26 protein-coding genes are annotated in these 25,936 nt (G+C 41.2%); 13 read left to right on the forward strand and 13 right to left on the reverse strand.

Features of this window, described 5'->3' with window-relative positions; all coding sequences use genetic code 11:
- Positions 1 to 121: 121 nt before the first annotated feature.
- The 3 genes from wrbA to KSK55_RS15765 form a co-directional block, all read right to left on the reverse strand.
- Positions 122 to 757 carry an NAD(P)H:quinone oxidoreductase gene (wrbA, locus tag KSK55_RS15755; protein ID WP_218607629.1) on the reverse strand — a complete coding sequence of 212 codons (636 nt, stop codon included), beginning with the start codon at positions 755 to 757 and terminating at the stop codon, positions 122 to 124.
- A gap of 462 nt (positions 758 to 1,219) precedes the next feature.
- Positions 1,220 to 2,230: a class I SAM-dependent methyltransferase gene (locus tag KSK55_RS15760; RefSeq protein WP_218607630.1), complete on the reverse strand. Its 1,011-nt coding sequence runs from the start codon at positions 2,228 to 2,230 to the stop codon at positions 1,220 to 1,222.
- A 9-nt stretch (positions 2,231 to 2,239) separates the two neighbouring features.
- Complete coding sequence (locus KSK55_RS15765) at positions 2,240 to 3,304, reverse strand: DMT family transporter (RefSeq protein WP_218607631.1); 1,065 nt, start codon at positions 3,302 to 3,304, stop codon at positions 2,240 to 2,242.
- On the opposite strand from KSK55_RS15765, the gene KSK55_RS16775 reads away from it, so the two are divergent.
- Positions 3,299 to 3,910: a DUF4143 domain-containing protein gene (locus KSK55_RS16775; RefSeq protein WP_372238730.1), complete on the forward strand. Its 612-nt coding sequence runs from the start codon at positions 3,299 to 3,301 to the stop codon at positions 3,908 to 3,910. The genes KSK55_RS15765 and KSK55_RS16775 overlap by 6 nt on opposite strands.
- 74 nt (positions 3,911 to 3,984) lie before the next feature.
- On the opposite strand, the gene KSK55_RS15775 is transcribed toward KSK55_RS16775, so the two are convergent.
- Both KSK55_RS15775 and KSK55_RS15780 read right to left on the reverse strand, forming a co-directional pair.
- The gene (locus KSK55_RS15775; RefSeq protein ID WP_214421128.1) at positions 3,985 to 4,218 is read right to left on the reverse strand and encodes a helix-turn-helix transcriptional regulator; all 234 of its coding nucleotides are present in this window, start codon (positions 4,216 to 4,218) and stop codon (positions 3,985 to 3,987) included.
- A complete protein-coding gene (locus tag KSK55_RS15780; protein ID WP_218607633.1) occupies positions 4,218 to 4,802 on the reverse strand; it encodes a DUF2178 domain-containing protein in 585 nt (194 codons plus the stop codon). Before KSK55_RS15780 ends, KSK55_RS15775 begins: the two co-directional genes overlap by 1 nt.
- 415 nt (positions 4,803 to 5,217) lie before the next feature.
- On the opposite strand from KSK55_RS15780, the gene KSK55_RS15785 reads away from it, so the two are divergent.
- The gene (locus tag KSK55_RS15785; RefSeq protein WP_218607634.1) at positions 5,218 to 5,913 is read left to right on the forward strand and encodes a hypothetical protein; all 696 of its coding nucleotides are present in this window, start codon (positions 5,218 to 5,220) and stop codon (positions 5,911 to 5,913) included.
- A 96-nt stretch (positions 5,914 to 6,009) separates the two neighbouring features.
- On the opposite strand, the gene KSK55_RS15790 is transcribed toward KSK55_RS15785, so the two are convergent.
- Positions 6,010 to 6,645, reverse strand: coding sequence for a hypothetical protein (locus KSK55_RS15790; protein WP_218607635.1), 636 nt, complete (start codon positions 6,643 to 6,645; stop codon positions 6,010 to 6,012).
- Between the two features lie 372 nt (positions 6,646 to 7,017).
- On the opposite strand from KSK55_RS15790, the gene KSK55_RS15795 reads away from it, so the two are divergent.
- From KSK55_RS15795 to KSK55_RS15820, 6 genes are read left to right on the forward strand one after another with little or no spacing between them, the layout of a single operon-like run.
- Positions 7,018 to 7,260, forward strand: a complete 243-nt coding sequence (locus KSK55_RS15795) for a FeoA family protein (RefSeq protein WP_214421132.1) — start codon at positions 7,018 to 7,020, stop codon at positions 7,258 to 7,260.
- A gap of 6 nt (positions 7,261 to 7,266) precedes the next feature.
- Positions 7,267 to 7,491, forward strand: coding sequence for a FeoA family protein (locus tag KSK55_RS15800; protein ID WP_214421133.1), 225 nt, complete (start codon positions 7,267 to 7,269; stop codon positions 7,489 to 7,491).
- 7 nt (positions 7,492 to 7,498) lie between these two features.
- A complete protein-coding gene (gene feoB / locus KSK55_RS15805) occupies positions 7,499 to 9,487 on the forward strand; it encodes a ferrous iron transport protein B (RefSeq protein WP_218607636.1) in 1,989 nt (662 codons plus the stop codon).
- Between the two features lie 3 nt (positions 9,488 to 9,490).
- Positions 9,491 to 9,937, forward strand: a complete 447-nt coding sequence (locus tag KSK55_RS15810) for a hypothetical protein (RefSeq protein WP_218607637.1) — start codon at positions 9,491 to 9,493, stop codon at positions 9,935 to 9,937.
- Positions 9,930 to 10,292, forward strand: coding sequence for a helix-turn-helix domain-containing protein (locus KSK55_RS15815; RefSeq protein ID WP_218607638.1), 363 nt, complete (start codon positions 9,930 to 9,932; stop codon positions 10,290 to 10,292). The genes KSK55_RS15810 and KSK55_RS15815 overlap by 8 nt, the downstream gene beginning before the upstream one ends.
- On the forward strand, positions 10,222 to 11,460 hold the full coding sequence (locus KSK55_RS15820) for an ATP-binding protein (protein WP_218607639.1): 1,239 nt from the start codon (positions 10,222 to 10,224) through the stop codon (positions 11,458 to 11,460). Before KSK55_RS15815 ends, KSK55_RS15820 begins: the two co-directional genes overlap by 71 nt.
- A 287-nt stretch (positions 11,461 to 11,747) precedes the next feature.
- Here the strand turns inward: KSK55_RS15820 and KSK55_RS16580 are convergent, their stop codons facing one another.
- Together KSK55_RS16580 and KSK55_RS15825 are read right to left on the reverse strand one after the other, a co-directional pair.
- The gene (locus tag KSK55_RS16580; protein WP_256664061.1) at positions 11,748 to 11,882 is read right to left on the reverse strand and encodes a hypothetical protein; all 135 of its coding nucleotides are present in this window, start codon (positions 11,880 to 11,882) and stop codon (positions 11,748 to 11,750) included.
- A gap of 89 nt (positions 11,883 to 11,971) precedes the next feature.
- Complete coding sequence (locus KSK55_RS15825) at positions 11,972 to 12,154, reverse strand: hypothetical protein (RefSeq protein WP_214421138.1); 183 nt, start codon at positions 12,152 to 12,154, stop codon at positions 11,972 to 11,974.
- 196 nt (positions 12,155 to 12,350) lie between these two features.
- Here KSK55_RS15825 and KSK55_RS15830 point away from each other — a divergent pair, with 196 nt between their 5' ends.
- From KSK55_RS15830 to KSK55_RS15840, 3 genes are all read left to right on the forward strand, one after another.
- Positions 12,351 to 12,779 carry a MarR family winged helix-turn-helix transcriptional regulator gene (locus KSK55_RS15830; RefSeq protein WP_214421139.1) on the forward strand — a complete coding sequence of 143 codons (429 nt, stop codon included), beginning with the start codon at positions 12,351 to 12,353 and terminating at the stop codon, positions 12,777 to 12,779.
- A 20-nt stretch (positions 12,780 to 12,799) separates the two neighbouring features.
- Positions 12,800 to 14,734: a heavy metal translocating P-type ATPase gene (locus KSK55_RS15835; RefSeq protein WP_218607640.1), complete on the forward strand. Its 1,935-nt coding sequence runs from the start codon at positions 12,800 to 12,802 to the stop codon at positions 14,732 to 14,734.
- A gap of 123 nt (positions 14,735 to 14,857) precedes the next feature.
- The gene (locus KSK55_RS15840; RefSeq protein ID WP_218607641.1) at positions 14,858 to 17,446 is read left to right on the forward strand and encodes a PAS domain S-box protein; all 2,589 of its coding nucleotides are present in this window, start codon (positions 14,858 to 14,860) and stop codon (positions 17,444 to 17,446) included.
- A gap of 101 nt (positions 17,447 to 17,547) precedes the next feature.
- Here the strand turns inward: KSK55_RS15840 and KSK55_RS15845 are convergent, their stop codons facing one another.
- From KSK55_RS15845 to KSK55_RS16585, 4 genes are all read right to left on the reverse strand, one after another.
- Positions 17,548 to 20,013 carry a PAS domain S-box protein gene (locus KSK55_RS15845; protein WP_218607642.1) on the reverse strand — a complete coding sequence of 822 codons (2,466 nt, stop codon included), beginning with the start codon at positions 20,011 to 20,013 and terminating at the stop codon, positions 17,548 to 17,550.
- A 570-nt stretch (positions 20,014 to 20,583) separates the two neighbouring features.
- Positions 20,584 to 20,877: an SNF2-related protein gene (locus KSK55_RS15850; protein WP_256664062.1), complete on the reverse strand. Its 294-nt coding sequence runs from the start codon at positions 20,875 to 20,877 to the stop codon at positions 20,584 to 20,586.
- 62 nt (positions 20,878 to 20,939) lie between these two features.
- Complete coding sequence (locus KSK55_RS15855) at positions 20,940 to 21,569, reverse strand: hypothetical protein (protein WP_218607643.1); 630 nt, start codon at positions 21,567 to 21,569, stop codon at positions 20,940 to 20,942.
- Positions 21,570 to 21,877: 308 nt separating this feature from the next.
- Positions 21,878 to 22,009: a hypothetical protein gene (locus KSK55_RS16585; protein ID WP_256664063.1), complete on the reverse strand. Its 132-nt coding sequence runs from the start codon at positions 22,007 to 22,009 to the stop codon at positions 21,878 to 21,880.
- A gap of 417 nt (positions 22,010 to 22,426) precedes the next feature.
- Here KSK55_RS16585 and KSK55_RS15860 point away from each other — a divergent pair, with 417 nt between their 5' ends.
- Together KSK55_RS15860 and KSK55_RS15865 are read left to right on the forward strand one after the other, a co-directional pair.
- On the forward strand, positions 22,427 to 23,284 hold the full coding sequence (locus KSK55_RS15860) for a hypothetical protein (protein ID WP_218607644.1): 858 nt from the start codon (positions 22,427 to 22,429) through the stop codon (positions 23,282 to 23,284).
- A gap of 157 nt (positions 23,285 to 23,441) precedes the next feature.
- On the forward strand, positions 23,442 to 24,110 hold the full coding sequence (locus KSK55_RS15865; protein ID WP_218607645.1) for a hypothetical protein: 669 nt from the start codon (positions 23,442 to 23,444) through the stop codon (positions 24,108 to 24,110).
- 311 nt (positions 24,111 to 24,421) lie between these two features.
- On the opposite strand, the gene KSK55_RS15870 is transcribed toward KSK55_RS15865, so the two are convergent.
- A complete protein-coding gene (locus KSK55_RS15870) occupies positions 24,422 to 25,933 on the reverse strand; it encodes a class I SAM-dependent DNA methyltransferase (protein ID WP_218607646.1) in 1,512 nt (503 codons plus the stop codon).
- Between the last annotated feature and the right edge of the window lie 3 nt (positions 25,934 to 25,936).

Genomic DNA, 25,936 nt, shown 5'->3' on the forward strand with positions numbered 1-25,936 from the left:
CTTAAATTCATCAGAAGACTGGTAATATATCGCAATTGTGTATATCTGTTCCTACAGTTCTTATTTCAGACTTCAATCGATCAGATCGTATTGTACAGAATTTAAAAGGTCCTTAAAAAAATCAGGAAAGGGAAAGGAGATAATTTTGTTTTCCGGCTAATTGTTCTGCAACTCTTGCGACATACTTCCCCTGGTATCGTGCTCCACTTAATTCATTGTCTGATGGGAATCGCTCACCCGATCCTCCTGCGATTGTTGATGCCCCATACGGAGAACATCCGGTGATTTCGGTCATGATAGTCTGCCCTGCAAATGTGTATGGTAGTCCTGCAATGATCATACCATGATGAAGAAGTGTAATATGCATTGAAAGAATTGTTGATTCCTGACCACCATGCTGGGTACCACTGCTGGTAAAGACACTTCCTACTTTACCGGCCAGAGCTCCTTTGCTCCAAATCCCTCCGGTCGAATCTAAAAACTGACGCATCTGTCCGACCATGTTTCCAAACCTGGTTGGAGTCCCAAAAATTACTGCATCAGCTTTTGAAAGTTCATCTGGAGTAATAACCGGGAGCTTTCGAAACTCTGTCTGAAAAGAAGTAGCTCCCATCTTCTCAATCACTACATCCGGCAAGGTTTCCGGAACACGGAAAAACTCAGCTTTAAATCCTGCATCACTGACACCTTCTGAAACAGCCTGAGCCATTTTATGGATATGGCCATAGAGCGAGTAATAAACAATGAAAATTCTCATATTCTTCTCCCATTATCATGTTTAAATAGTTCATGAGATATGATATACATTCGTATTAAAATGATTAAATTCATGTTGGTTTTCATATTTGAATGAGAAAAAAACACATTCTGGTGAAATGATCCTTTTTAGATGAATATAGCGATAAATTACACATAAAATTTTCACGACCAAGAGAAGAGTTGTATCAGAAGGAAGAAGACCGGTAACAATGGTTTGGTCATTGAAAAGATATTGAATAACCGGTCAGGCTGGTATCTTCCTACAAAGGCGATTTCGAGGAATCTTTTTTGTTATTCTTTTTTACAAACCTCCAGACAATACCGGTTCTCCAGGGTGTCTAATCAATACTTCATTTTTTGGTTCATATGAGAGGTTCCCTAACCCTTTTTGAAACAGAAAAAAACTGTGAGCATTCAATTATGAAAGAAATGAGCAATTGTATCGATTATCAAGAAGTTACTATTTTTTCCCAATCGTCCACTCAAGTTCGCCTATTGGTGACTGGACCATTTTCGTTCTCACTCGGTGAAATCCTGTATGAAACATGGCATTCGCGATGAAATCTTCACGAATGGCCATATTCTGTCCCAACAGATCAGGAAGTAACATCGATATCACTATCTCCTCTGGTTTGGATCCGTTCTGTGTTCTACCATCAGAAAGTGTTGCACATACACCTCCGTGGTTTAATCCCTCATAGATCTTTTTCATTAGGCGATCAAACGAACCAAGGGCATAATTCAAGGTCATTGAAGCCAGGATAAGATCATATCCATCTCCAAATGAATCATTTAGGTAATTCCCGGCCATGGTAGTTACTCTGTCAGATACACCATATTCCAATACACAACGCTCTGCCACACTAATAATATCAGGTTTATCAAAAAGAATTACATTCAATGTAGGATGATCCAGTGCCAGAGCAATACCAAGAAGACCTGGACCACACCCCAGATCAAGCATTCGGTTAAAGTCGCTATATTCTGGAAGTGATGAAACGAGCCGGACAACCATATGAGCCATCCCTGAACGTTGATAGTTGATTGATCTTCGTGTTTGCATCTCCAAAAAATTTTCAGAATGAGGATTTACATCTCGTTCAGCTTGTTTTGGTCCTTCTCGAACAAGTTTGCATATCATTTCAGGGGAGATTGCATACCAAGGATCGCACGTACGAAGATAATCGCCAAGGTAGGTAGGTTTCCCAGAAACAAGAAAATCGTTCGCAATAGGAGAGTTATTATATATATCTCCGTCTTTCCAAATCAAATTAAACGCAACAAGAGCATTCAGAATATGAGCAGTATTTTGTGGGTGAAGATGAAGGATTTGTGCGATACCTTCTGCAGAGTGATTCTTTTCCAGCACAGAAAAGAGATCAAGTTCAATTGCAGCAAGGAGTATATTTGCCTCTGATTTCTTCAGCAGGAGATCCTGAAGTGGTTTGAAACCAATTTGAATATCTGGCATATCCATGGATTACTCACCCTCTTCATGGTCATGAAAATGGTGCAGGTCCGGGGTGTGAGGGTGGATATGCTCAACCTGTTCATGTTCATGGGTATGGGCATGGACAACTCCTTTCATAGCCGGATCTTGGTGATGACTATGATGCCCATCTTCATGACTATGCCGGTGCTCATGACTGGACGAATCATGAATATGACGATGACCATGCTCTTCGGTGGCAATCAGCCATGCTCCGGCTGCCATCAGGGGAAGACTCAGCAGTATCTGTAATCCGGGGTTCTCACCAGGGAGTGGAAGAGAGAGGACCAGACCGATAAATGGAGCAGTTGCAAATAATGCACCGGTCCGGGCTGATCCCAGAACTCTCATCGCTCGAATGACAAAGAATATCGAAACTCCATACCCGAGGCACCCAATGAGAAGGACTGCCGGGATAATTGTCAGGGACGGAGCCGTTTCTCCGATTGCATACCCCAGGCCGACACTGAATATTCCAGCAACAAATCCCTTGACCATAACAATCTGGGCGGGTTCTTTTCCTGATATTACACGGGTAAAATTATTATCCAGACCCCAGCAGAAACATGCCAGAATGATAAGGAGTGAACCCGCTGACAGCCCAAAAGTTCCTGCAGGATCATATGATAAAATAAGGCCACCAAGGGCGACTGCAGTGATGGCATACAGCCCCCGTCTTCCAAGCGGTTCACGAAATCCAATCACGGCAATCAGGGTTGTAAAAGCCAGCTCAGCATTGATGAGCAGAGAAGCAGTCGATGCCGGAGTAGTAGTAAGGCCGATCATACAGAGGATTGGACCGATGATGCTGCCAAAGGCAATGATCCCAACAAGCCAGGGAAGATCAATTCTCCGTATTGGAGACTCGGTCGTCCCTTCCGGATTTGTGAATCTTCGGATCAAAAGCCCTCCGGCACCTGCTCCCAGATAGAGTAACCCGACAAGAGTGACTGGACCGATATCGAAAAGGAGAATACGGGAAGCAGGAATAACTGCACCAAAAAGGGCAGCGGCAAGGAGTGCCATCAGGATCGCGTCCCGGTTGCTGGGTTGCATGATCATTTTTGCATCTGCGATCGGATAAGCTCTTTTCAGCCTAATTTATCTAAATGCCCAATCCATAATAATTATCTCTGGTCGAATACATGTCCGAATATTCGACTGACTATCCGATCATGGATTGGATATCTTCAGGATTCCTTTCTTATATCTGAATGCTTTAAGTTTGATTATTCACTCCGTCGTCAGCATGCTCATCAGAAAAAGATCTATGTAATTGGTACTGGTTTTCGGAATACCGTATCATTCAGATTCTCAGGAGATACCAGACTGTTGTTTGAACAGGCAGTCTGGATGGAATATAAAAGTCGCGGACATGAATTGTTCTGGTTTAAAGCAGATGGCGAATGCGATTTCCTCATTTTTGAACAGGGGAAGATCACCACATGTATTCAGGCATGTACTGAGTTGACTATGGAAAACCAGGAACGGGAGATATCAGGATTACTGGAGGCCATGAAAGAAACGCAGTGCAATGATGGAGTAATACTTACACTTCGGCAATATCAGGACATGGTTATTGAGGGAATAAGGATAAAGATACGCCCGTTTTGGAATGCAATACTTGCTGACTGCCCATTAATCCAAAAGTTAAAGTGGTAAACCAGAGACAGGAGACACAATTCCCGGAGCCGGAGCAGCCAGTATGATTCACGCTCTATCATTCAAATGAGGATTTATGACAGATAAACATCTTCTTCTTCATTGTTATTTTCTTCATCTTCAAAACAGAAGAGTTCCTCAATGGTCACGTGAAACAGTTTTGCCATTTTATATGCTACATCAATTGAAGGATTATATTTTCCTCCTTCAATTGAATTTACCGTTTTCCTGGTGACCGATATCTTCCGGGCCAGCTCTTCCTGTGTAAGGTTATGGATTGCCCGGTAAATTCGAATATTATTCTTCATCAGGTTTCAGGATCCATTTTTTTATTATAATAGTATGAAAATGCTGTAAAAAGACCTGCAATGAGAATTGTCATGATTCCAAATGCAAGACCCATGAACATCGGTCCATCTCTCACCCGGTATCCTAGGCCGAATAACCGTTCAAGAGAGAACAGTTCATCTCCGGAAATATTGTCCATATCCTGAATAAACAAACGTTCATCATACATCGGATGAAAACCCGGGTACCAGACTGTGAAATGAACTGTGGCCGACCCATTATCAAAAGTATGAATCCCGGAACCAAGACCTCCTCCGTTGCCCCAATAGAGCATCATCGTGCAGGCAAACAATATCGCACCAAGCACCGTAAGAATTTCAAGAGTCCGTATTGCTGCTTTCCCGCTGATTGCTTTAGATAAATCATCGGTCATGACTTCATTAATCCGCCGGTGAAACACAAATGCCACGATTATCGCAATAATCACCACAAGAGCGATAATAAGCAGACTTCCCACTGCAATCCCAAGCCCTAAGCCCAGAATGATACCCAAACAGATTCCGGCCAGACACAGGTAATATGTCATTTTGCTTATACCAGTCATATGTAACACATGTTACTCTTTTAGAGTAAATAGTTTCTCATGTCTAAAAACCACACATGATCAAGATGTAAAAAAACCATGGAAAACATCCAAAATTGATTATTGATGATGAAAAGAGAAAAACCGCGTATTATACAGATATATGAACATCATAAGGATGAATATAATCAGGAAAAATAGCAGAGTATCTCCAACCAGGTTTTCAGGATGTAGTCTCTGGACGATCTCAATTTCTGCGATATATGCATGAGTTGACATGAGACATCAACAGACAAATACTCCACGTAAACTACCATTAAACTTTTCATTGAGGTGTGTTGGATTTAAAAATTTTTATCACCATTTTCTGAAAATTAACATCGGCAAATTAAAAAACAAATACTCCATATCTATCAATCTCGAGTGAGGTGTGTAGATGAAACATATTCTCTTAATTGGTTTGGTAATGACAATTACTCTGCTTCTCATTGTCCCAGGGTGGGCGGATGAAAAAACAGAAATAAATGGTTCTGACGTAGAAAATTGGATTGGAACCTGGACAGATGTTAATCATACGATTTCAATTGAACAGAATGGAACTGAATTGATTGGAATCGGAACTCCATTTAAACCAGATGAAGATTATTCCTTTTTACTCACGGGAACTATATCTGAAGATGGTACAGTATATCAAACAGTAATGAAATCATCTGGAACCAGAAATCTTCAAATTTCAGATGATTTAATGTCATTTTCAGGAACTGGAACAGTTGATTCAGTCGATAATTCCAGTGATCCATATACCTATGTGATAAATGCAACCAGGAATGGAACCACGACTGATCCGGATAATCTCTGGACAGGAGAATGGCTGTCTAGAAATAACTCTATCATCTTCGATCAGAATGGTACTATTGTCACCGGGAAAGCCTATTTTATTCCAGATCCTACATATACTGAAGAGTTTGAAGGAACTGTCATAGATGATGGAAAATCCGTGTTTATGACCTGGTCATATGAAGAGGATGTAAACTTCATTCTATCTGATGATGGTATGAACCTTATTGAGACAGAATGTGGAGAAAAAGAAATCGCAAATGGAGAACTTTGTTTCAACCTGACAAAAGCATAGCAATCTTGAATATCTCTTTTTTTTAAGATCATTTTTCCAGTAAAGTCAAAACCTGGTATACCATACTGGGAGAAAAAAAATAGATTGAGTATCTCTTCAGGATACCGGAGCCTCAGTCGGGGCTATTGTATTACTCACTGTCGGAACCGGCCGGGGTTTATAGGTTGTAGTCGGGACCGGTGTCGGTTTTTGATTTTCAACCACACAGAGTTCATTCACCGAAGGATGAAGTGGAATAACCGATGCTGCTATCACAGAAAACTCTTCTGACTTTTCCTTTGCATCATCCATGGTCTCGTATGAACCAAAGACTGCAACAACATTGCCATGAATCAGTCTTAAGAAGAGATTTGAAGTCTTTCCATCAGAATATTTTCCATACTGGGTTACATTGTCAGTGCCATATTCCGGTTCTGAAAGGCTTGCAATACCCGCTTTTGCATTAAATATATCAAGGTTGACTTTCAGGTTCTCCTCAATTACCTGCGAACAATTCATATTCTGATATACCTGAATTGAAATCACATTGGTAATATCATTGTTATCCATAACACCGGTTGCCATTCCTGCATAGGAGTTGACAGCAAAATGAGACCAATCTGCAGGCAATTTCACTACAAATTGATCATTAATCGTCTGGTTGGCAGAAGTTCCTGACTCAGCTGCAGAGACAGGAAGAAGAATGGCAGCAATCAAAATACAAAAACAACTGCATATTCGAAATAGATCCATACTATCACGTTCGATTGGGAAGACTATGAGGTTTCTGGTGTTAACCAGAGAGGCTGTAGATGTAAACACAATATCTGGTAAGTTCCAGGATTTCTTCCCGCGTTTTTCCCCAGAGAAAATAAACCAAAGGACAAAAGATTGAAAATTGAAAGTTTAAACAAAATTTAAGGAAATTAATGGTAGATCTAACAAACCAATGTAAGATATTAATTTTTTCTGTAGTAATTTGCAAATGAGCAAAATTAATTGTTCGTTTCATTATATTCTTGTTTAATGTAATTATTTTGAGATGTAGAAATTCTATTTAGGATCCACTAATTTAATATATTTAAACATAATAATTTAGATGAGTCTAAAATTATTAGGTGAATCATGGCCACCATTACACTCGAGAAATTACCACCCGGATCATCGGGAACGATTACGTCAATTCTTGGTGATTCAGTTATTCGCCGTAGATTAATGGAAATGGGAGTACTTCCCGGTTCAGAGTTAACCCTCATTAAGTGGGCCCCTCTTGGAGATCCTGCTGAATGCAGTATCCGTGGGTACAAATTGTCTCTTCGGAGAGCAGAAGCAGCTTTGATCACTGTTGAACCAAAACTGAGGAAGTGATGTATTATGGTTCCCTTAAGCCTTTCAAAAGCCGGAGACCAGGTTGTAGTCCGGTCTATATGTGGAACTGGTCACCTGGCAAAAACACTTGGTCAACTTGGGATCATAATCGGAATTGAACTTACCATTATTCAAAAAGCAAAAGAATCTGTGATTGTCCGGATTGGAGAGAGTAGATATGCTCTTGGAGCCGGAGCAGCCAGTATGGTTCTCGTCGAACCACTCAAATGAGGAATTTATGAAAGATATTCGTATATTACTTACAGGAAACCCCAATGTGGGAAAAACCACCCTGTTTAACAGCATATGTGGAGTTCATCAACACACTGGGAATTATCCAGGAGTGACTGTTGAGATAAAAGAAGGAAAACGACAAATAAATGAATATTCATTGATTGTCTCCGATCTCCCCGGAACGTACAGTCTTTCTGCCTTTACTCCGGACGAACAGGTTGCTCGTGATGCACTTCTGACCTCACATCCTGATGCTGTTGTTCAGATTATTGATGCCACAAATGTTGAGAGAAACCTGTTTTTAACGACTCAACTGATGGAAATTGGCATTCCAATGGTAATAGCTCTGAATATGTGCGATCTGGCAGATGAACAGGGAATTTCCATTGATGCAGAGTGTCTTGAAAAGAATCTAAAAATTCCAGTCGTTCGGATTGTAGCACGAAAAGGAGAGGGAATAGACACATTAATCGATACAATCATCAGAGTCACAAAAGAGAAATCTTCCGTCCAATCAAAAGAGATCGAATATCCACATTCTGTCACATCTCATATCAACGAAATTGGATCATTTCTCACCTCTCACTCATCATCCCTAGGAAGTTTATCACCACAGTATGCAGCAATCCGGCTTATGGAAGGGGATGAACACCTTGAAAAAATGCTCCATGATAAGGGACTTGCGATTCCATTTATTGACAAGGCGGATCCGGCAGAGCGGGATGGAATTGCAGAAGATATTCTACTGGCACGATACCGGACAGCAGAAGAAATCACTACTTGTTCGGTTACATGCACCATGGGGCGTGTTATGCCTGCAGATCTTATTGATCAGGTATTGACACACCGAATCTTTGGAATCCCAATCTTCCTTTCATGTATGTGGTTTGCATTCCAGCTCACCTTTAGTGCATCCAATCCATTCCTTGTAGGAATAGAGTACGTTTTCGGGTATTTCACTGAATTGATGAATAACGTCGACATGGATCCATTTATCCGGTCCTTCCTGTCTGATGGAGTAATTGGTGGTGTTGGTTCAGTGCTTGTCTTTGTTCCAAGCATATTTGTCATGTTTTTGCTACTCTCTATCCTTGAAGATACCGGATACCTAGCGAGGGCCGCTTTTGTAATGGATAGGCTCATGCATTCAGTCGGGCTTCATGGGCGTTCATTCATTCCGTTCCTCATAGGTTTTGGATGTAATGTGCCGGCCATCATGGCAACCAGAACACTCCAAAGCAAAGCAGACCGGATAATTACCATTATCACTATCCCGTTCATGTCCTGTGCAGCACGGCTTCCGGTATATGTTCTCTTCGCGGGTGTATTCTTCGGAGCAGCAGCAGGAAATGTTATATTCTTCCTGTATGTCCTTGGAATCGCGGTTGCAATCCTGTCAGCTCTGATATTCCGGCGTCTGGTGTTCAAAGATGAGCCATCTCCCTTCATCATGGAACTGCCACCATACCGGAGACCAAGCGGATTTGCTGCAGCGGTCCATATGTGGTTTAAAGGCAGGGAATATCTGAAACGTGCAGGTCTTGTCATATTTGGAGGAGTTATCGTCGTCTGGGCATTAGCAACCCTTCCGGTAGGAGTGGAATATGGATCTGCAGAAAGCCTTGCAGGAATCATCGGGCAAGCATTTCAACCAATATTTGCTCCGCTTGGGTTTAACTGGCAATTGGTTGTAGGACTCATCTTCGGATTCATCGCGAAAGAAGTGGTTGTAGGATCTCTTGGAACCCTCTATGGAGGAGAAGAGATGCTTGAATCATCCCTTGCTGCAGACCCGACTTTAAGTCCGGTAATTGCCCTTGCATACATGGTCTTTGTCCTCCTCTACCTTCCCTGTGTGGCTGCACTGGGAGTAATCAGGCAGGAGATGGGGAACTGGAAATGGACGGGAATTGCAATCGGATGGGGAATACTCGTCGCATATGTCTTCGCGTTCATCATATTACACGTAGGTTCACTCGTAATCGGAGCATAAATCATGGAAAATACAACATACCCTCACCAATATCTTTATGGATGGACAGGACTTGTAGCACTGACCACCTTTGTCGCAGGACTCCTCTCAATCCTTGAAGGGGCCGGGATCGTAACCGGATTATTTATCTTACCGGATATTCCGGGAGGATGCATCCTGATCATGATATCAGCATTGTTTGGATCTGCCTTCTTAAAAGGCAAAACAGATCGCCCAGGCTGGATAAGTTTCTCATATATCGGAGCTCTCCTCCTTGTAGTGTTCGCGGGATGTGCCATACTTGTTGAAGGTGGAAATGTGCTCACCCTCATCATGGAAGGTGAAGAAGCAAATCTCCTGACAATCATCAGTTCATCTTTCATTTGGGCAGCAATTCTTGTGTTGCCACTTCTGGCCGGAGTATCAAAACTCTTATACGGATGTTCATGTGGTGGTGAATACTGTGAGTGAAGGTCTTGAAATCCTTCATCTTATCAGCCAGAGGGGGGGATGCCTCCTCTCCGAACTTGCCACCGAACTTGGGATTCCGAAAAACTCGGTACAATCCTGGGTATCTATGCTGTGTAGCACCGGATACCTGAAACGTGACGGAGAGGAATTATCGGAATGTTCCTGCAGGAAAAGTAGCATGAAATGTGTCTGTTGTCATTGTTCCTGTGAAGAAAAGACGGTATCCAGTGAAAACAGAATTGAACTTACCGAACGTGGGCGTTCTCTCATCAGGAGGAAATGGGATGAAAAAACCGGATCAGAAATTATCTCAAGCAATGGAAGATTATCTCGAAACAATATATGTACTCAGTAAAGACAAAGGATATGCACGAACAGGCGAAATAGCCCGATCTTTAAGTGTCTCACCTTCGTCAGTGGTTGAGATGGTCGGAAAGATATCAAAGCTTGGTTTTGTTGAATGGAGGCGGTATGAGGGTGTTTTTCTCTCTCCGGAAGGCAGATTACGAGGAGAAGTAATTCATATCCGTCATGAAACTCTGCGTCAATTTTTTGAGTTTATCGGGGTTGCCCCGGATATTGCTAATAAAGAAGCATGTATTATCGAACATGAATTATCTCCCATTACAACCTCAGCAATTGGAAACCTGGTTAGTTTTTTAAACACTCAGGCAGGTTCACAAACGATATCTGCTCTTGAACTCTTTCTCAAGATGCAGGGCGTTGGAATAGTGTGGGATAGTCCTGAAAAAATCCAGGAATCAGCCCTCAAAGAGACTGTTATTCATTCGGTTCTAAAAAATCAGGCAAATCATGATATCCTCTCGGTGATCACCCGCCATGATCTCCTTAATACGACAACGTCTCTTCACCGGTATCTTGATCTCTTAAAAACAATGAGCTCCGGTGAGGAGATGAATCTGGTAATATCTAGAATTGAGGCCACAATTCAAGCCATCAACAGACAGATTTCAACCAGTTCAGATCATCTCATACCAGGCCATGCAGGACACATGTGGATGAACCTGGGCAAGTTAATATCCCATGCTCAATCCATGATTCAAACAGAATCAGTTGTTATAGAACATGATGTATGGGCTGTTGAAGTATTTGGGGATTCACTTCTCGAAAAAGTAGTATATAATCTATTTGACAATGCTATCCGACATGGAGATGGTGTATCCCGAATAAATAGCGGATATGTGCAAAAAGCTGACTCAATTCTCTGGTATGTACAGGATAATGGAAAAGGAATGCCTGAGGCGGAAAGAGAACATATATTCCGAGCTTCATCACAGACAGATAAAGGAAAAGGATTATATCTAGCATATCAGATTCTCAATGCTTGCGGAATGCAGATATCTGAATGTGGGGCCCAATATGGAACGGGAGCACGGTTTGAGATCACCATTCCTGATGGGTTGTATCGTTTCGTTGAAGTTCAGAAATCCAAATCCATATCCGTTTTTGGTCAGGATTTTGAATGTCCTAAAAACACGGCCATAATTTCTCATGGTCAATAAACTGGTGAATCTTTTTTTATTCATTTTAGAACCTTCTGAGCGATTTTGAACCATCCATAATTGTTCATGATAAAATAAGAATAAACTCGGGAGAGATCGAATAATCTCTGAATCACACCAAAACATACATAATGGAGCTGCTATGGAAGGATTTTAGTTTTGGTTTTTTCAGGTGTGGTGATTATACGATCCTAATTGTCCTGTTCCAATGACTGCATGTGATAACGAATGGTACCAGGAAAGACAGACAATAATGACAACCTGTATAACCGATTATGATTGACTATTTATTCTATCTTTCTTTTTTGATTAGTATCAATCAACGGGGTTTTATCATCGAGTGGCAGATCCATATGTTTCCATAGGAATTCTGGAATTAAATCCATTGTTAATACCCCTCTGATTGATGCATGACAACCCATGTGACCTCCGAAATAGTAACTGATCACCTGGCTACACAGAAGGGAATTTATTATTATTCTGTGTTTTTCCAGGTGAGCTAAATCCACGTCTAGAACGGTTCTGGATTTATGGAAGATTGTGTCGTTTCATCTACCAGGTGATGCAGATGCTCATCCAGGTTTTTTATGTGGCTTATGAGAGCCTCCAAATCACGTTGTACATGTTCTATATCCCCATGAACATGATCAAGTTCTTCTTTTAAATGTGTAATTAATTCTGATTTTTCACTCATTTGTTCTCCGTTTCGCGGGTTTGAACTCCCGCATACCAATATTTCTATTTTGGCTGATATGAGACATATCCTAAATTTTTTTGCTGAATAGAACAAATATGGAAATCTCTATTTTTCTTAAATTCTGGCGATCAAAATATCTATCATTCAAATAGTTTGATGATCAAACTATATTGAAACAATCGGAGATCTCGATATGGATAAGAAAGATCCTTTAAAAGAAGAATTAAATGAAAGCCTTGTTGAATTTTTTGACAGATTTACCTCCTGGGAATCATCAGTTATTGAATCAAGTAATCTGAAAATATCTGATGCTCATGCCATCGAGATTCTCGGCCATTATGGTCGGATGAATATGAAAGAACTGGCAGGAAAACTAGGTATTACGACAGGAACAACGACAATTACGGTAGATAGACTGGAACGGGAAGGCTATGCACAACGGGTCAGAGCTGAACATGACAGGCGATCGTACATAATTGAATTAACAGAAGACGGGGCGTTGGCATATGAAGAACATCACCGTCATCACCTGAATCTGGCAAGTGAAATCGCATCCGTTCTAGGTGATGATGAGACGAGGATCTTTATTGATCTGCTGAAAAAAATCAACGAGCATATCTAATAAACGGTGGCAGAAAGACCATGTCAAAAAGCCAGATATCCTGTGAATCAGAAGCCTGTAATTGTCATGGATATGGATGTTCGCATGAGCATACAGAGAGAGAACTGAAAATAAACCTCATCAGACTTGTAACAGCAGGATTTTTTGTTACACTGGCAGTCCTCACAGAATATAGATTTATACCTCTCACGGAACTAGAAATCCCTGCAGCTTTTATTGCTCTAGCTCTGACTGCATATCCTATCCTGAAAGAAGCGGCTTTGGGACTTATCAAGGGTGTATGGAATGTATGCGAATTGGCAGCCCTGGCCCTTGTTGCAGCAGTTCTCATTGGTGAGTTTACCGCTGCAGCCGAAATAGCATTTATTCTCACCATTGGTGAAATGGTTGAAGACTATCTTTATGCCAGGACTCAAAAAGATATTCATTCACTCATGCTTCATGTCCCCACCACTGCGAATATAATTAGAAATGAAGAGATAATTGAGATCGCGGTTGATGATATCAAGATCGGAGACATAATTTTAATTAGGCCTGGTGAAAGAATTCCGGTAGATGGAGAGATCCAGAAAGGCCATTCAGATGTTGATGAATCGTTCCGAACCGGAGAAAGTCTTCCGATTCAGAAAAATCCAGGAGATACTGTCTACTCGGGAAGCATTAACCTGGATGGCATACTGGTCATTACTGCCATTAAACTTGCAAATCAGTCATCTTATGCGAAAGTGGTAGAACTTGTACAAAAAGCAGGAATGCGACGACCACCATCACACCCGATGATAGATACATTTGCACACTATTACACCCCCCTAATTCTTGTCATTGCTTTTGGAACTGCGTTCGTCACGAACGATATTGTCCGGGGAATCACAGTTCTTATCGTTGCCTGTCCGTGTGCACTTCTTCTTGCAACTCCGTCAGCAGTGCTAGCAGCTATCGGGCCGGCAGCGAAACAAGGTATCCTCATTAAGAGTGGCTTATTTTTGGAAATGTGTAAAAAAATCACAACAATAGTTTTTGATAAAACCGGGACACTAACCTCTGGTGAGATGAACGTAACAACCATAATACCCGAAAATGGATCAACACAAGAAGAAGTCTTAAAAATTGCCGGTTCCGCGGAACGATCATCTCCTCATCCGATTGCACGGGCAATCCTAAAAGAAGCAAAAAGAACAGGAATTGTGTTTTCAGGAGTTGGAACTGGCCGACATATCCCTGGCAAAGGAGCTGCAGATACATGGAATGGTACACCTGTTCTGGTTGGTAATAGAGATTTTTTTAAAGAAAACTCAATCCCGGTATTAGAATCGGCAAAACAAGATAATATCCAGAAGAATATGTTTGAGACCGAGGTGTTGGTGGCTAAAAACGGTGAATATATCGGAAAAATCCTCATATCAGATACGCTCCATACCGATACAAAAAAAGCCCTGGCTTCACTCAGGCATTTAGGATATTCACAATATGCAATAATCACTGGAGACAATAAAAAAGCTGCACAGGCAATTGCAGATGAATTGGAAATCCCAGAATCTATGACCTATTCCGGATTGTTACCATCAGATAAAGAAAAATTCGTAGCAGATCTCCAGGAAAAAGGAGAACGAGTATGTTTTGTAGGTGATGGAACAAATGACGGTCCAGCTCTTATTCGGGCGGATATCGGAGTAGGAATGGGAAGTCGTGCAAACACTCTGGCATTGGAGAGTTCGGGAGTAATTCTCATGGAACAAGGGCTTTCATCACTTCCGACATTTATGAAACTGGGCAAGAAGACATCCCAGACAATAAAAGAGAATATTTCGCTTGCTTTACTGCTAAATTGTATGCTCATCGGATTAGCTGCAGGAGGCTTAATTACACCAGTTATCGGGGCAATAGGCCACCAGTTTGCAACGATCATTGTTCTGGTAAACTCTATTCGATTATCATATACTTTCTCTGGATACTAGACCAGATTAGTACCAAATCCTTCAATTTTTTCCCATTCCATATAGGCGACATTTTCCTATCTGATATGTGAGTACACGGTAGACAGAACCAAGTATGAGGAGGATAAATATGGAAATCATACTATGATCCGGATCCTCTACGTTGACGATGAAGATCTACTTCTTGATCTCGCCAAAATTTTCCTGGAAAAAAGTGGCGAATTTTCTGTAGATATATCAACAACAGCTGTAGGTCTAGCGGATTCATCCCGGATTTCGTCCTATGAGGCGATTATTTCTGACTACCAGATGCCGGACATGAACGGTATTGAGTTTCTCAAAGAGATCAGAAAACGATACCCGGATTTACCTTTTATTCTTTTCACCGGCCGTGGACGGGAAGAAGTTGTAATTGAGGCTATTAACAACGGTGCTGATTTTTATCTTCAAAAAGGAGGGGATCCAAAGGCACAGTTCGCAGAGCTGAATCATAAAGTGCTCCAGGCAGTGAAACGAAGAAGAACAGAACGAGAACTATATAATTCTGAAAATAATGCAAGAGAAATATTAGAAACCTTACGGAAAACTCAAAGTGTCGCTCATGTAGGCAATTGGGTATTAGATCTTAAAACAAATCGATATACGGCATCTGATGAAGCATTACAGTTAATTGGATTATCTCCGGGGATTTCCCCTACCTTTGAAGATATTGCCAACATAATTCACCCAGAAGACCGCCCTCGTATCAGGGATTTGTTTGTTCATTCACTTACAACAGGTGAATCTTACTCTACAGAGATGCGGATTATTTTACCTACAACCGGAGAGATGAGATATCTTGCAACATTTGGAGAGATAAAGCAAGATAAGAATGGGAAACCGGTTCAGGTATTTGGAGTAAATCAGGATATCACTGAGTTAAAAAATACCAGTTGTGCATTGGCTGAACATGAGACCCAATTCAGACAAATCATCGATAATCTTCCAATTTCTATAAGTATTGTCACACTGGATGGAAAGATTCTTTATGCAAATCCAGAGGCCGTCAAACTTTTTGAGTTTGATACTATTGAACAGTTATATAACACAAAAGCTCCGGACGTATGGGCCGATATACATAGCAGAAATAACTGGGTTTCTGAACTAAAAAAATCAGGAATTGTGACAAATTTTGAAATGGACTTAATTACTCCATCTGGTAAAAAATTCTGGGCTATAGGATTTGGAATAATAATTATGTTTCAGGGTCAGGAATGTGTATTATCTGCCCTTCATGATATCACTGACAGGAAACTAGCCGAAGAGGAACTTAAAAAAGGTGAAGAAAAATTTCGATTTATTACCGACAATACCTTGGATGTTATCTGGACACTCAATTTCTCTGGTCAATTCACATATGTAAGCCCTTCTGTGTATCATTTGCGGGGTTATACACCCCAGGAAGTAATGGACAGCCCGCTTACTCAGGCAATAAGCCCGGGATCTCTTCAAAAATCATTAGATGCATTCAATAGGGCGACAAAACTGATAAAACAAGGAAAAACTCCGGACCCGGTCATTATTGAGATAGAGCAGCCATGTAAAGATGGCTCTTCAGTCTGGACCGAAGTCGTTGCCAGGCCGTTTTACGACAAATGGGGTGATACAGTCGGATTCATCGGAGTAAGCAGAGACATTACAAAACGAAAAATCGTTGAAGAAAAACTGAAAGAAAATGAGATAAAATTCATAACAATATTTAACCAAACACCAGATCCCATATTGATCCTTGATCAAAATGGAAAAATTCTTGAAGTAAACCAAGGTTTTCATGATATATTCGGACACAATGATGAAGAAGTCATCGGTAAGACCATCGAAGAGATGAGAATTCTATCAAAAGACCAAAATGGATTTCATGATCTATTAAACAATACCTGGGATGATATCCATCGTCAGGAGATGATGTTTGTAAATCAAAGTAAAATTCCATTCATAGCCGAAGTTGCCATTTCCCATTTCAGAATTCGCTATGACCCATACTCACTCATTCAGATCCATGATATCAATGAGATAAGAAAATCACATGATGCTGCTCAAAAGGCGAATAATAAATTAAATATCCTCTCAAGTATTACCAGGCATGATATTTTAAATCGGGTCATGATTGCTTCACTATATAGTGAGGAATTGAAAGAAGCAGTTCATGATCCCACTTTGACCAGATATGTTGAAACGATTTCACAGGCATCCCGAGATATCGAGCATCTGATTAAATTTACAAAGGAATACGAGGATTTAGGTACATCTGCTCCTGGATGGCAACGGGTTGAAACCCTAATTCTGGAGCCAACAATTCAAGATCTCGCTCATGGTATTCAGATACAATCTGAATTGGGAGAACTTGAGATCTACGCGGACATGATGCTCGAAAAAGTCCTCTATAATCTTACTGACAATTCAATCAGACATGGGCATACCCTATCCTGGATACGATACTCATACCGGAAAGAGAGAGACGGTTGTATTCTCATATATGAAGATGATGGAGGAGGAGTCCTAATTGAAGAAAAAGAAAAGATATTTGAGAGAGGATTTGGTAAAAATACTGGAATGGGGTTATTTTTGATTCGTGAGATCCTATCCATTACCGGTATATCAATTCAGGAGACTGGAACTTATGGAGATGGAGTACGGTTTGAGATGAAAGTTCCGGCAGGAAAGTGGCGGATTTTACCATATGAGTCCGGTTAGCTGACAGATATATTGTTGTATTAGCCGATTACCCAAAGATACAAATTTCCCATATTCATAAAATGAAAGGTCATGTCTTGAGCCGTCTCATATATCCATTATCAAGCCCCGGATATTCTCCATTTCCCAACCGGAACACGTATCTCAAACCTGACGCCTTTTCCGGGTTCTCCATTTTCCACAATTTCGATACCTGTTATTGATAAAATTTCTCTTATCAGGAAAAGGCCAAGTCCGGTGTTCTTTCCAAAACCTTTCTCAAACACCTTTTCTTTCTCGGCTAATGCAATTCCTCCACCATCATCTTCATATGAAATTATCATATCAGAATTGCTTTGATGGCAGGAAAGGGAGATATTAGTCATATCTTTCCCATGTCTGACAGAATTTTCGATGAGATTATAGAGGACTTTCTCGAGCATGCGGTCAGTATAGATCTCAAGACCTCCAAGTTCAGAGGTCAGAGTCACATTCATGAGTAATCCCTGAATCGGAGGAATTTTCAGAACATTATCCGGTGCAAGCCACAAAGGGGCAGTAGCTCCGAGATCCTGATATTCTCTAGTAAATTCGATAAGGGAACGTATCTCTTCTGTTGCTTTTGAGATAAGATCCAGTTGTTTTCGGAGTTTCTCATCAGATATTGCATTCTTAATTTCACCACTATAAAATGATGTAACCATGATGCGGTTGAGAATGTCATGCCTGGTAATACTTGAGAGGATATTCAGTTTATGATTCACCTGGGCAACTGCGTCATGAGCACGACGGATTTCATCGATATCATGGATCTGGATAAGATAACAGGGATCAGACCGGATAACTATTTTCGATATTGAAACATCTGCAACAAACGGCATATTCTGTTTGTTTAAAAATGTCATCTCTTTTCGATACACCATCCCATCCAGAACCAGCCTGCATTCTCTACTCAATTCTGAAAGGGATAATGAAAGAGCGGTATCCTGAAATTTCCTTCCGGATAATTCATTATTAGAAAAACCGAATAACGATTCAAATCCCAGGTTTACTTCAATAATCTCACTGGTTGCACTTGTAATCAGGATAGGATCAGGAGTTTGTTGGAATATTGAGATAAATTTCACTTCATTTTCCAAAACTTCTTCTTCTGCTCTGATTCTATCGGTAATATCAGTAAAAAAACTTTGAATAGCAGGTTTCTCTTCCCAATGAATGAGGACTGAATTCATTTCAATCCATTTTACAGTACCATCTTTACAGACAACCCGGAATCTGTACCTGCTTTCAACCGTCTTACCCTGTATCCGATTATAATAATTCTCTGATACAAAATTGACATCCTCCGGGTGAATAAACAGAGTAAATGGCATCGTCTTAATTTCTTCAGCTGAATAACCAATTAATTGAGGAACAATCGGATTAAAAAATTTGAGCAGGCCATCCTGAACGACACAGATTCCTTCGATTGAATTCTCTATTAGGAGACGAAATTTTTCTTCACTCACCCGCAGGGCTGCATCATTTTTCGCAATTATTTCAAGTTGATCATGAAGTTCTTCGCTCAGCCTGACAAGTTGTTCTTCCCGCTTTGCCAGACTTTTATTAAACCGCTTCTGTTGAAATCCGTACAAAAAGCCAATTCCGGTGAGAATAGAGAATACAATAATAATTTGAAAGATAAGGTTGTAATCAATCCCCGTCTGGGCCTCGATAGAAATATGGCGATTTACTATCTGTTGAACTTCTTGTGGTGTCAGTGTGCTGATTCCCCGGTTTATTATGTCCCGGAGCATTGGCTGGTCTTTTGAAACACCAATTCGGAAATGGTTAGTATAATTTGGGATCTGACCGGAGATTTTAAGATTGAAAAGACCTTCTTTACGTATTGTATATGCAGCCATCGTCAGAGAGCGAAGTGTCATATCTGCCTTCTTCTCTTCGACAAGGGTAAATGTATCAGCTTCAGAAGACCCGGTAGTTATTATGGTAAGATGAGGATAATCCTGTCGGACTCGTTCTTCCACACTGGTGCCTGAGGGTAATGCAATGGTATGATTGATGAGCAGGGCTGGATCAGGAATGAAATCATGTTCTGCCCTGGTAATTATGACATTTGGATCAGAAAAATATGGTTCGGTAAACAGCAACCATTCATTCCGGGCAGGAGTTTGTGTAAGAAAAGACAGAATGAGGCATTTACCTTCTTTTGAAACATTCAAACTCTCGTCCCAGTCTTTTGTAGGGACAAGTTTTACATCAATTCCTGAGCGATATGCGATAAGCCGGATCAGGTCTGCTGCGATACCTACATGATTCCCATCTTCAGAAATACTCTCATATGGTTCCCAGTCAGGATCCACACACATGGTAACATTACCAAGGTTAGAGAGGTAAGATTTTTCTTCTGGTGTAAGCTGAACAGGATCTCCAAACTGAAATGACGAAGTATTGATACTGCCTTGTTTTTCTCCGCCATCAGTTTGTGCAAAAACAAGGCTCACAATAAATAATCCGGTAATTAAAAAATAAAGCGTGAGGGTGTAGAGTTTTCGACCCGTAAATGCTGATATTCCCAAAAGTCCCATACAATCCCCCGACGCTTCATTCCAAACGAACAATCATAGTATTATTACCATATTAATTGAAGGTTTTGAATGAGAAAGAGGAGAAAATTATAAAATATCACAAAATGACAAGATCAACAGAAATGGGGATAATTCATTCCTCCATTTCAAAGAAGGGATGTGTATTTTAAACCGGCTAACGATTCTAGGAGAATTAATCTATTTATTGGTTCTTTGTCAGTTTCAGCAGTCATAAACCGCCGTTCATCTGGAAACATCGGTAATGAGAGAAATCAATCCTGTATTTTATAGTAAATGGAAATGGTACTCAATTTTATACTTTATGATAAATGAATGAGATGCAATTCTTACCTTCATATTTTTTGAAATTCTTTCAAATGATCAAAATCAGATACATAGTCTTATTCAGCAAAAGGAGATTTATATATATGAATCATCGCCTTTACACCGGTCAATCCCATGATGCACCCATGAACGGAGTGAAGGGGCAAACCATTGTATCTCTCATTCCCAGTTTCCGACAACCGACATTGGGCATATCAGGAGGGTCGGAGTTCCGGGTTTTTCTTTCTACTTGAGATAGAGGGGCCATGCAAGCGTCTGGGGAGTTTTTCCTAGCCCCATGTCATCAGCAAGGCAGGCTCCAAAGCCCCTCCTGGTACACTGACAGAGGAAAGAGAATCCTTCTTCCTGATATGGCCTGAGTTCCCCTTTAAATTTCTTCAGAACTGGAACAGCCTGGTTTGTCTCGGTCCTGAAAAAGTCCAGAAGATCAGCAACCCAGTCATCTTTTGCATGAATCGAGACCGGTACCTCTGAATCCTCCATTTTTTCAGGGATAGCCGCAGTGAATCCAAGAGACATATGAGGAAAAAAGTGAATGTGGGGTGTTGAGCCTTTTTTTAGGTCCCTGAGCCATCGCTACCTCAAAATTTACGATCTGCGCAATTACACCAATCCCTGCTACATTTTATTCCCATTTCGTAATCCCAACAACATGCTTTGTAACAGCCATGCCCCGGCTCCGGTATCCCGTAGCATTCTCCGCATCTAAACGAATCAGGGACATTATCTGGGGGATTTATCATTTCCTCTATATATATTCTGGTTTCGTCGTGTTGACCCTTAAATATGGTATTCCCTTCATTCTTCTCACTCTCAAAGAATGTAAGCAACTGTCCATCATAAAACTCAAGTGGTTTTACCGTCAGGGTCAGACCCGTAGTATCATTGGAGAGCGAGAGATTTAAAACCTCAACCATTGATGTGCTTTGCGTATCAGCCCCGGAAAAGACCAGAGCCCCATTCAGGGGTTCATCTAAGGTTGTCAGGATTTCAAATGGCATCAGGGAACTTCTCTCTCCGGTTTTTATATGGAGATACGGGATGATATCCTGAACGGTTATAAGATACAATCCGTCAGTTTTTTCTGTGATTACACTCTCCCCGCCCTGAACGAATATAAGAGAACTGGGAATTTCTTCCGCCATACATACCCCTATCAATAAGAGCAACAACAGGATGCAGGTACATCCACGTGAAAGGTGATGAGTCATGATTGATATTCTCCTATTCAAGATGAAATAACTTATCCACTGGCAGGTCTTTTCCATGATCAGGACCATCTTATGAACAGGGATAATTCCTCTGATCCTCTGAAACCCGGTTTCCTTTTGGTGGAATAGCGGGTGAATTTTCGACTGAAAGCGGGGTAGATGGAGTAAGGGAATACTGGCATGAGCGATATCTCAGAAAATGAGGTTTTCTGCCTGTCATCCGGTAGTCAAAACGGGTATGACCTGAGAAACACATGAGAAAAAAGAGGAGAACGTACGGAATCAGGGATCATAGAAACGAGGGTATATTATAGGATAAACATTCCCGGCACAATGTCTGTCAGTCCCTCCGGGTTCTTCACAGTCCAGGTCTCTGCCCGTTTATGGTGGTTTTCCGGATGATAGCAGCTGATGAACTCTTCAAGGTCTGAGAATTTCATCGGGTTCTTCTTCTGGGTATGATGGATATTGGTCTGGTAATCGTATATCGCATCCCTCGGACAATTGTTCCATGACAGAAACTACTTGATCGTAGTCTATTTTTGGGTTAAATAAAACAGTGCCTCTGGTTTCAGAAAAGCGATAGCCAAAAGTCCTACATCTCAACATCCGGTTTCCTTGGCCTCCAGACGTTCCACTTACTATAAGATTTCCTAGCTCACGTTTACCAGACTCGGAACAATCTGGATTTTGACAGCAAAAAAGATGAATATCATCTGTTTTTAGGGGAAATTTAGATCGCATTAGTTCATTAATAATTTAATATATAATTAAATTTATTGCGGTTTTCAAATAATAATATCACAACCGAAAATTCATGATATCATTCTTATTAAGATTCTGAACAAACGAGGTATATGGATTTTACTCCTGAATTTCCGAATTTAAATAGATACTCTGGATGGGCTATTTTTTCTCTAATTCTCATCGGATATGTAATTCTTTATATAATCAATATTTTCCTGCCTCTGGATTTTTCTTTTCCTTTTGAATATCAAAACCTCACCTCACGAATATGGTCATGGACAGAACTTCTTCTTGGAGTTGGAGCAATAATGAACCTTTTTATAAATCGGGCTGGATTCTCAACATCTGGTTTAATTAGGGGAATTATTCTCGGGATAATAAGCGGAGCAAGTCACTATGGAATGAACCAAAGCCTGACTGATGGAATACTCACCGGTTTACTGGTCTTGGTTTGTTATGTTTCTGCTTTAACCATATTCCGGACAGGACATGGGGTTCCGGTTATATCCTTCCAGGAATCACCCGTATATATTTTACGGCTTATTCTCTTTGGAATTATTATATCTGTTCCTTTTGCTTGCATCAATCTTGGATATTTTTACCTGAATCAGGGTCTTCTACTCTCTCCCGGAATAATTGATGCCATATTTCTGGCATGTAATCCGGCAATATCAGAAGAGATAATTTTTAGGTTTTTCCCTGTTATCCTGACTTTTGCATTACTTCGAAATGAATCTTCAGATAGACGTACTCTTTGTGCAGTAATCTTCATTGGTGTTGTCCCTCACAGCCTGAACCATCTTCCTGAATTGTTCGTAACAAACCCGATAGGAGCGGTTATCATGTGTATTCTGACATCTCTGCTTTTTGGTTTGCCTATGTGCCTGCTACAACTCTATAAAGGACTCCCTTCTGCTTGTGGATTTCACTGGTTTGTGGATATGACAAGATTTTTGGCTGGATATTAATTCTACAATATCCTGACTATTCAAAAATTAGCGAAGTGGATACTATGTATAAGATATCAGCAAAAAAATAGAAACCAAATTCAGGAGCAGATCATTTTTCCGGGCATAATTATCAGAAGAAGCACTTTATTGAGATAGTACAAACGGTTTTTAACCCATGTTACAAGGAAAATCCTCTCTCTGTACTATTCCTTTTTGTATGGTAATTATCATCGGAAATCCGGTCATCGGTGTAATTCCCGATGAAATTTCTTTTGATTCTATAGATATTACTGATTCACCACAGCAGATTATCTTATCCGGACATGTTACAAGTAAGGACTGTAAACAAGTCGGTGTTGAGATCTTTCCCCTTCTTTATTGGGAGAAGGTAGGTGAATTAGCCCGTAATAGACAAGCAAAAGGATTCAAATTGTCATTACTTTCTGTAGTTCAGAATATCAATACTGCAAAGTCAGAGAGTAATGGAGATACCTATGGTGGCGTTTTTCTGTATATTTTCAATCCGGATGGAACAATAACGTATCTTCCTGCTCCTCCATGTCCGGACCACCAGATACAATTTGCCAAGGTGATTGAAAAAACCGGGAAAAAGTGCTGGTCAAAATCAATCGATGAAAGGAAAAACCGCCATAGACTGAGTTCTGGAACATATGTTGTACTGCTATGGGATGCAACGAACCAGCGTATCTATACTGATACCCATATCGAGAATATTTATGATGTTATACATGGGTTTATCTATCCAACTACAGGATCCGGGCTTATCTGGGATCAGAAGAACAGGAAAAAACTCTTTTCAACACGGATTCTGGTTAAATATTAAATAGATGAACAAAGTCTTCAGAAAGGTGGATTGCATCTACACCGAAATCCCCGGATCCTTCAGTCATATAATCAAGGGTCTCCTCATCGGTCAGATCCAGGGGATGGTTTTGACGGTAAGAAAGACAAAGCTGAGTGATTTCAAGCGGGTCTCATCAATAATCCCCAGCTCTTCTTTCGCCTGGTCCCGGATCTGTTCAGAGATCTTTTTGAGACGCGGATCGATGATTGAGATACATGTATTTATTGCGTGATCCTCCCGTTGTATCGGTTTTTTCTGTGTTTTCTTTCGGTAGGTTCAATATGGCTCTTCTATTGCATATCTTTTTCTTTGTCTATCCCATTCCCATTGACAATATCAGCAATTTCCCGGAAACTCTCTAATGCAGCCTCGATGTTCTCAACAATCTCATTTGCCAGAACATCCGGGTCCGGAAGATTATCCAAATCTGCAAGGCTCTTGTCTTTGAGCCAGAAAATGTCAAGATTTGTCTTATCCCGTGCGATTATTTCGTCGTATGAGAATTTCCTGAACCGTCCCTCCGGATTTTCCTCGCTCCAGGTTTCCTGCCGTTTATGTCGGTTTTCCGGATGATAACAGCTGATGAACTCCTCAAGGTCAGAGAATTTCATCGGATTCTTCTTCTGGGTATGATGGATATTGGTCCGGTAATCGTAGATCCAGACCTCTTTTGTCCAGGGATCTTTTGATGCCTCTCTTGCCTCAAAGAAGAGGACGTTTGCTTTCACTCCATTTGCGTAAAAGATACCGGTTGGGAGCCGTAAGATGGTATGGAGGTCACAGGTCTCCATGATCTTCATTCTGACTGTCTCTCCGGCACCTCCTTCAAAAAGGACATTATCCGGAAGAACAACGGCTGCCTGTCCGCCGGTTTTGAGTATGGTATGAATATGCTGCAGAAAGTTGAGTTGTTTGTTACTGGTTGTGACCCAGAAATCCTGCCGGTTATAGGTGAGTTCGTCCTTCTCCTGTTTTCCTTCCTCGTTCGTAAAGGTCATGGAACTCTTTTTGCCGAATGGGGGATTGGTGAGGACATAATCATACCGGTCCCCAGAATCGGCGATGAGTGCATCTGCAACGGAGATCATCGGCTCCCCGTCAATCTCTCCGATATTGTGGAGGAAGAGGTTCATGAGGGCGAGTCGTCTGGTTCCCGGCACGATCTCATTCCCTCCGAAGGTCTGGGTTTTTAAAAACCGGCTCTCCTCTCGGTTGAGCTGGTGTTTATGGGTCAGGTAATCATAGGCGGCAAGGAAGAATCCACCGGTCCCACAACAGGGATCTCCAATCGTCTTCATCGGTTCCGGACGAGTACAGGCTACCATCGCCTTAATAAGAGCTCTCGGGGTGAAATACTGACCGGCCCCGCTCTTGGTATCCTCTGCGTTCTTCTGCAGGAGGCCTTCGTATATCTCTCCCTTGGTATCGACCCCCATCATAACCCAGTCCTCCTTGTCGATCATGTCGATGACCTTATAGAGCATGGCCGGATCAGAGATCTTGTTCTGGGCTTTCAGGAATATCTGCCCGAGCATTCCCGGTTTCTTTCCAAGATCCTGCATCAGGTTCCGGTAATGAGTCTCGAGGTCAGCACCCCGCTTTCTTTTCAGCGTTTCCCACCGGTATTCTTCGGGGATACCGATATCACGGTTGTAGGGGGGTTTTCGGTATTCCTCTGCCATCTTGAGGAAGATGAGGAAGGTGAGCTGTTCGAGATAGTCTCCGTAACTGACTCCTCCATCACGGAGAACGTGGCAGAAACTCCATACCTTCGAGATGATTGATGATGTGGTTTCAGTCATAAT

The organism is Methanospirillum hungatei (assembly GCF_019263745.1).
Lineage (GTDB): Archaea > Halobacteriota > Methanomicrobia > Methanomicrobiales > Methanospirillaceae > Methanospirillum > Methanospirillum purgamenti.

Coding starts and splice junctions, on each gene's coding strand:
- KSK55_RS15765 (WP_218607631.1), bottom strand. CDS start 3,304: ATGCAACCCAGCAACCGGGACGCGATCCTGATGGCACTCCTTGCCGCT.
- KSK55_RS15840 (WP_218607641.1), top strand. CDS start 14,858: ATGATCCGGATCCTCTACGTTGACGATGAAGATCTACTTCTTGATCTC.
- KSK55_RS15865 (WP_218607645.1), top strand. CDS start 23,442: ATGTTACAAGGAAAATCCTCTCTCTGTACTATTCCTTTTTGTATGGTA.
- KSK55_RS15835 (WP_218607640.1), top strand. CDS start 12,800: ATGTCAAAAAGCCAGATATCCTGTGAATCAGAAGCCTGTAATTGTCAT.
- KSK55_RS15775 (WP_214421128.1), bottom strand. CDS start 4,218: ATGAAGAATAATATTCGAATTTACCGGGCAATCCATAACCTTACACAG.
- wrbA (WP_218607629.1), bottom strand. CDS start 757: ATGAGAATTTTCATTGTTTATTACTCGCTCTATGGCCATATCCATAAA.
- KSK55_RS15810 (WP_218607637.1), top strand. CDS start 9,491: ATGGAAAATACAACATACCCTCACCAATATCTTTATGGATGGACAGGA.
- KSK55_RS15855 (WP_218607643.1), bottom strand. CDS start 21,569: ATGACTCATCACCTTTCACGTGGATGTACCTGCATCCTGTTGTTGCTC.
- KSK55_RS16585 (WP_256664063.1), bottom strand. CDS start 22,009: ATGAAATTCTCAGACCTTGAAGAGTTCATCAGCTGCTATCATCCGGAA.
- KSK55_RS15795 (WP_214421132.1), top strand. CDS start 7,018: ATGGCCACCATTACACTCGAGAAATTACCACCCGGATCATCGGGAACG.
- KSK55_RS15850 (WP_256664062.1), bottom strand. CDS start 20,877: ATGTCTCTTGGATTCACTGCGGCTATCCCTGAAAAAATGGAGGATTCA.
- KSK55_RS16580 (WP_256664061.1), bottom strand. CDS start 11,882: ATGGGTTGTCATGCATCAATCAGAGGGGTATTAACAATGGATTTAATT.
- KSK55_RS15800 (WP_214421133.1), top strand. CDS start 7,267: ATGGTTCCCTTAAGCCTTTCAAAAGCCGGAGACCAGGTTGTAGTCCGG.
- KSK55_RS15785 (WP_218607634.1), top strand. CDS start 5,218: ATGAAACATATTCTCTTAATTGGTTTGGTAATGACAATTACTCTGCTT.
- KSK55_RS15825 (WP_214421138.1), bottom strand. CDS start 12,154: ATGAGTGAAAAATCAGAATTAATTACACATTTAAAAGAAGAACTTGAT.
- KSK55_RS15820 (WP_218607639.1), top strand. CDS start 10,222: ATGAAAAAACCGGATCAGAAATTATCTCAAGCAATGGAAGATTATCTC.
- KSK55_RS15830 (WP_214421139.1), top strand. CDS start 12,351: ATGGATAAGAAAGATCCTTTAAAAGAAGAATTAAATGAAAGCCTTGTT.
- KSK55_RS15870 (WP_218607646.1), bottom strand. CDS start 25,933: ATGACTGAAACCACATCATCAATCATCTCGAAGGTATGGAGTTTCTGC.
- feoB (WP_218607636.1), top strand. CDS start 7,499: ATGAAAGATATTCGTATATTACTTACAGGAAACCCCAATGTGGGAAAA.
- KSK55_RS15860 (WP_218607644.1), top strand. CDS start 22,427: ATGGATTTTACTCCTGAATTTCCGAATTTAAATAGATACTCTGGATGG.
- KSK55_RS15845 (WP_218607642.1), bottom strand. CDS start 20,013: ATGGGACTTTTGGGAATATCAGCATTTACGGGTCGAAAACTCTACACC.
- KSK55_RS15760 (WP_218607630.1), bottom strand. CDS start 2,230: ATGCCAGATATTCAAATTGGTTTCAAACCACTTCAGGATCTCCTGCTG.
- KSK55_RS15780 (WP_218607633.1), bottom strand. CDS start 4,802: ATGACTGGTATAAGCAAAATGACATATTACCTGTGTCTGGCCGGAATC.
- KSK55_RS15790 (WP_218607635.1), bottom strand. CDS start 6,645: ATGGATCTATTTCGAATATGCAGTTGTTTTTGTATTTTGATTGCTGCC.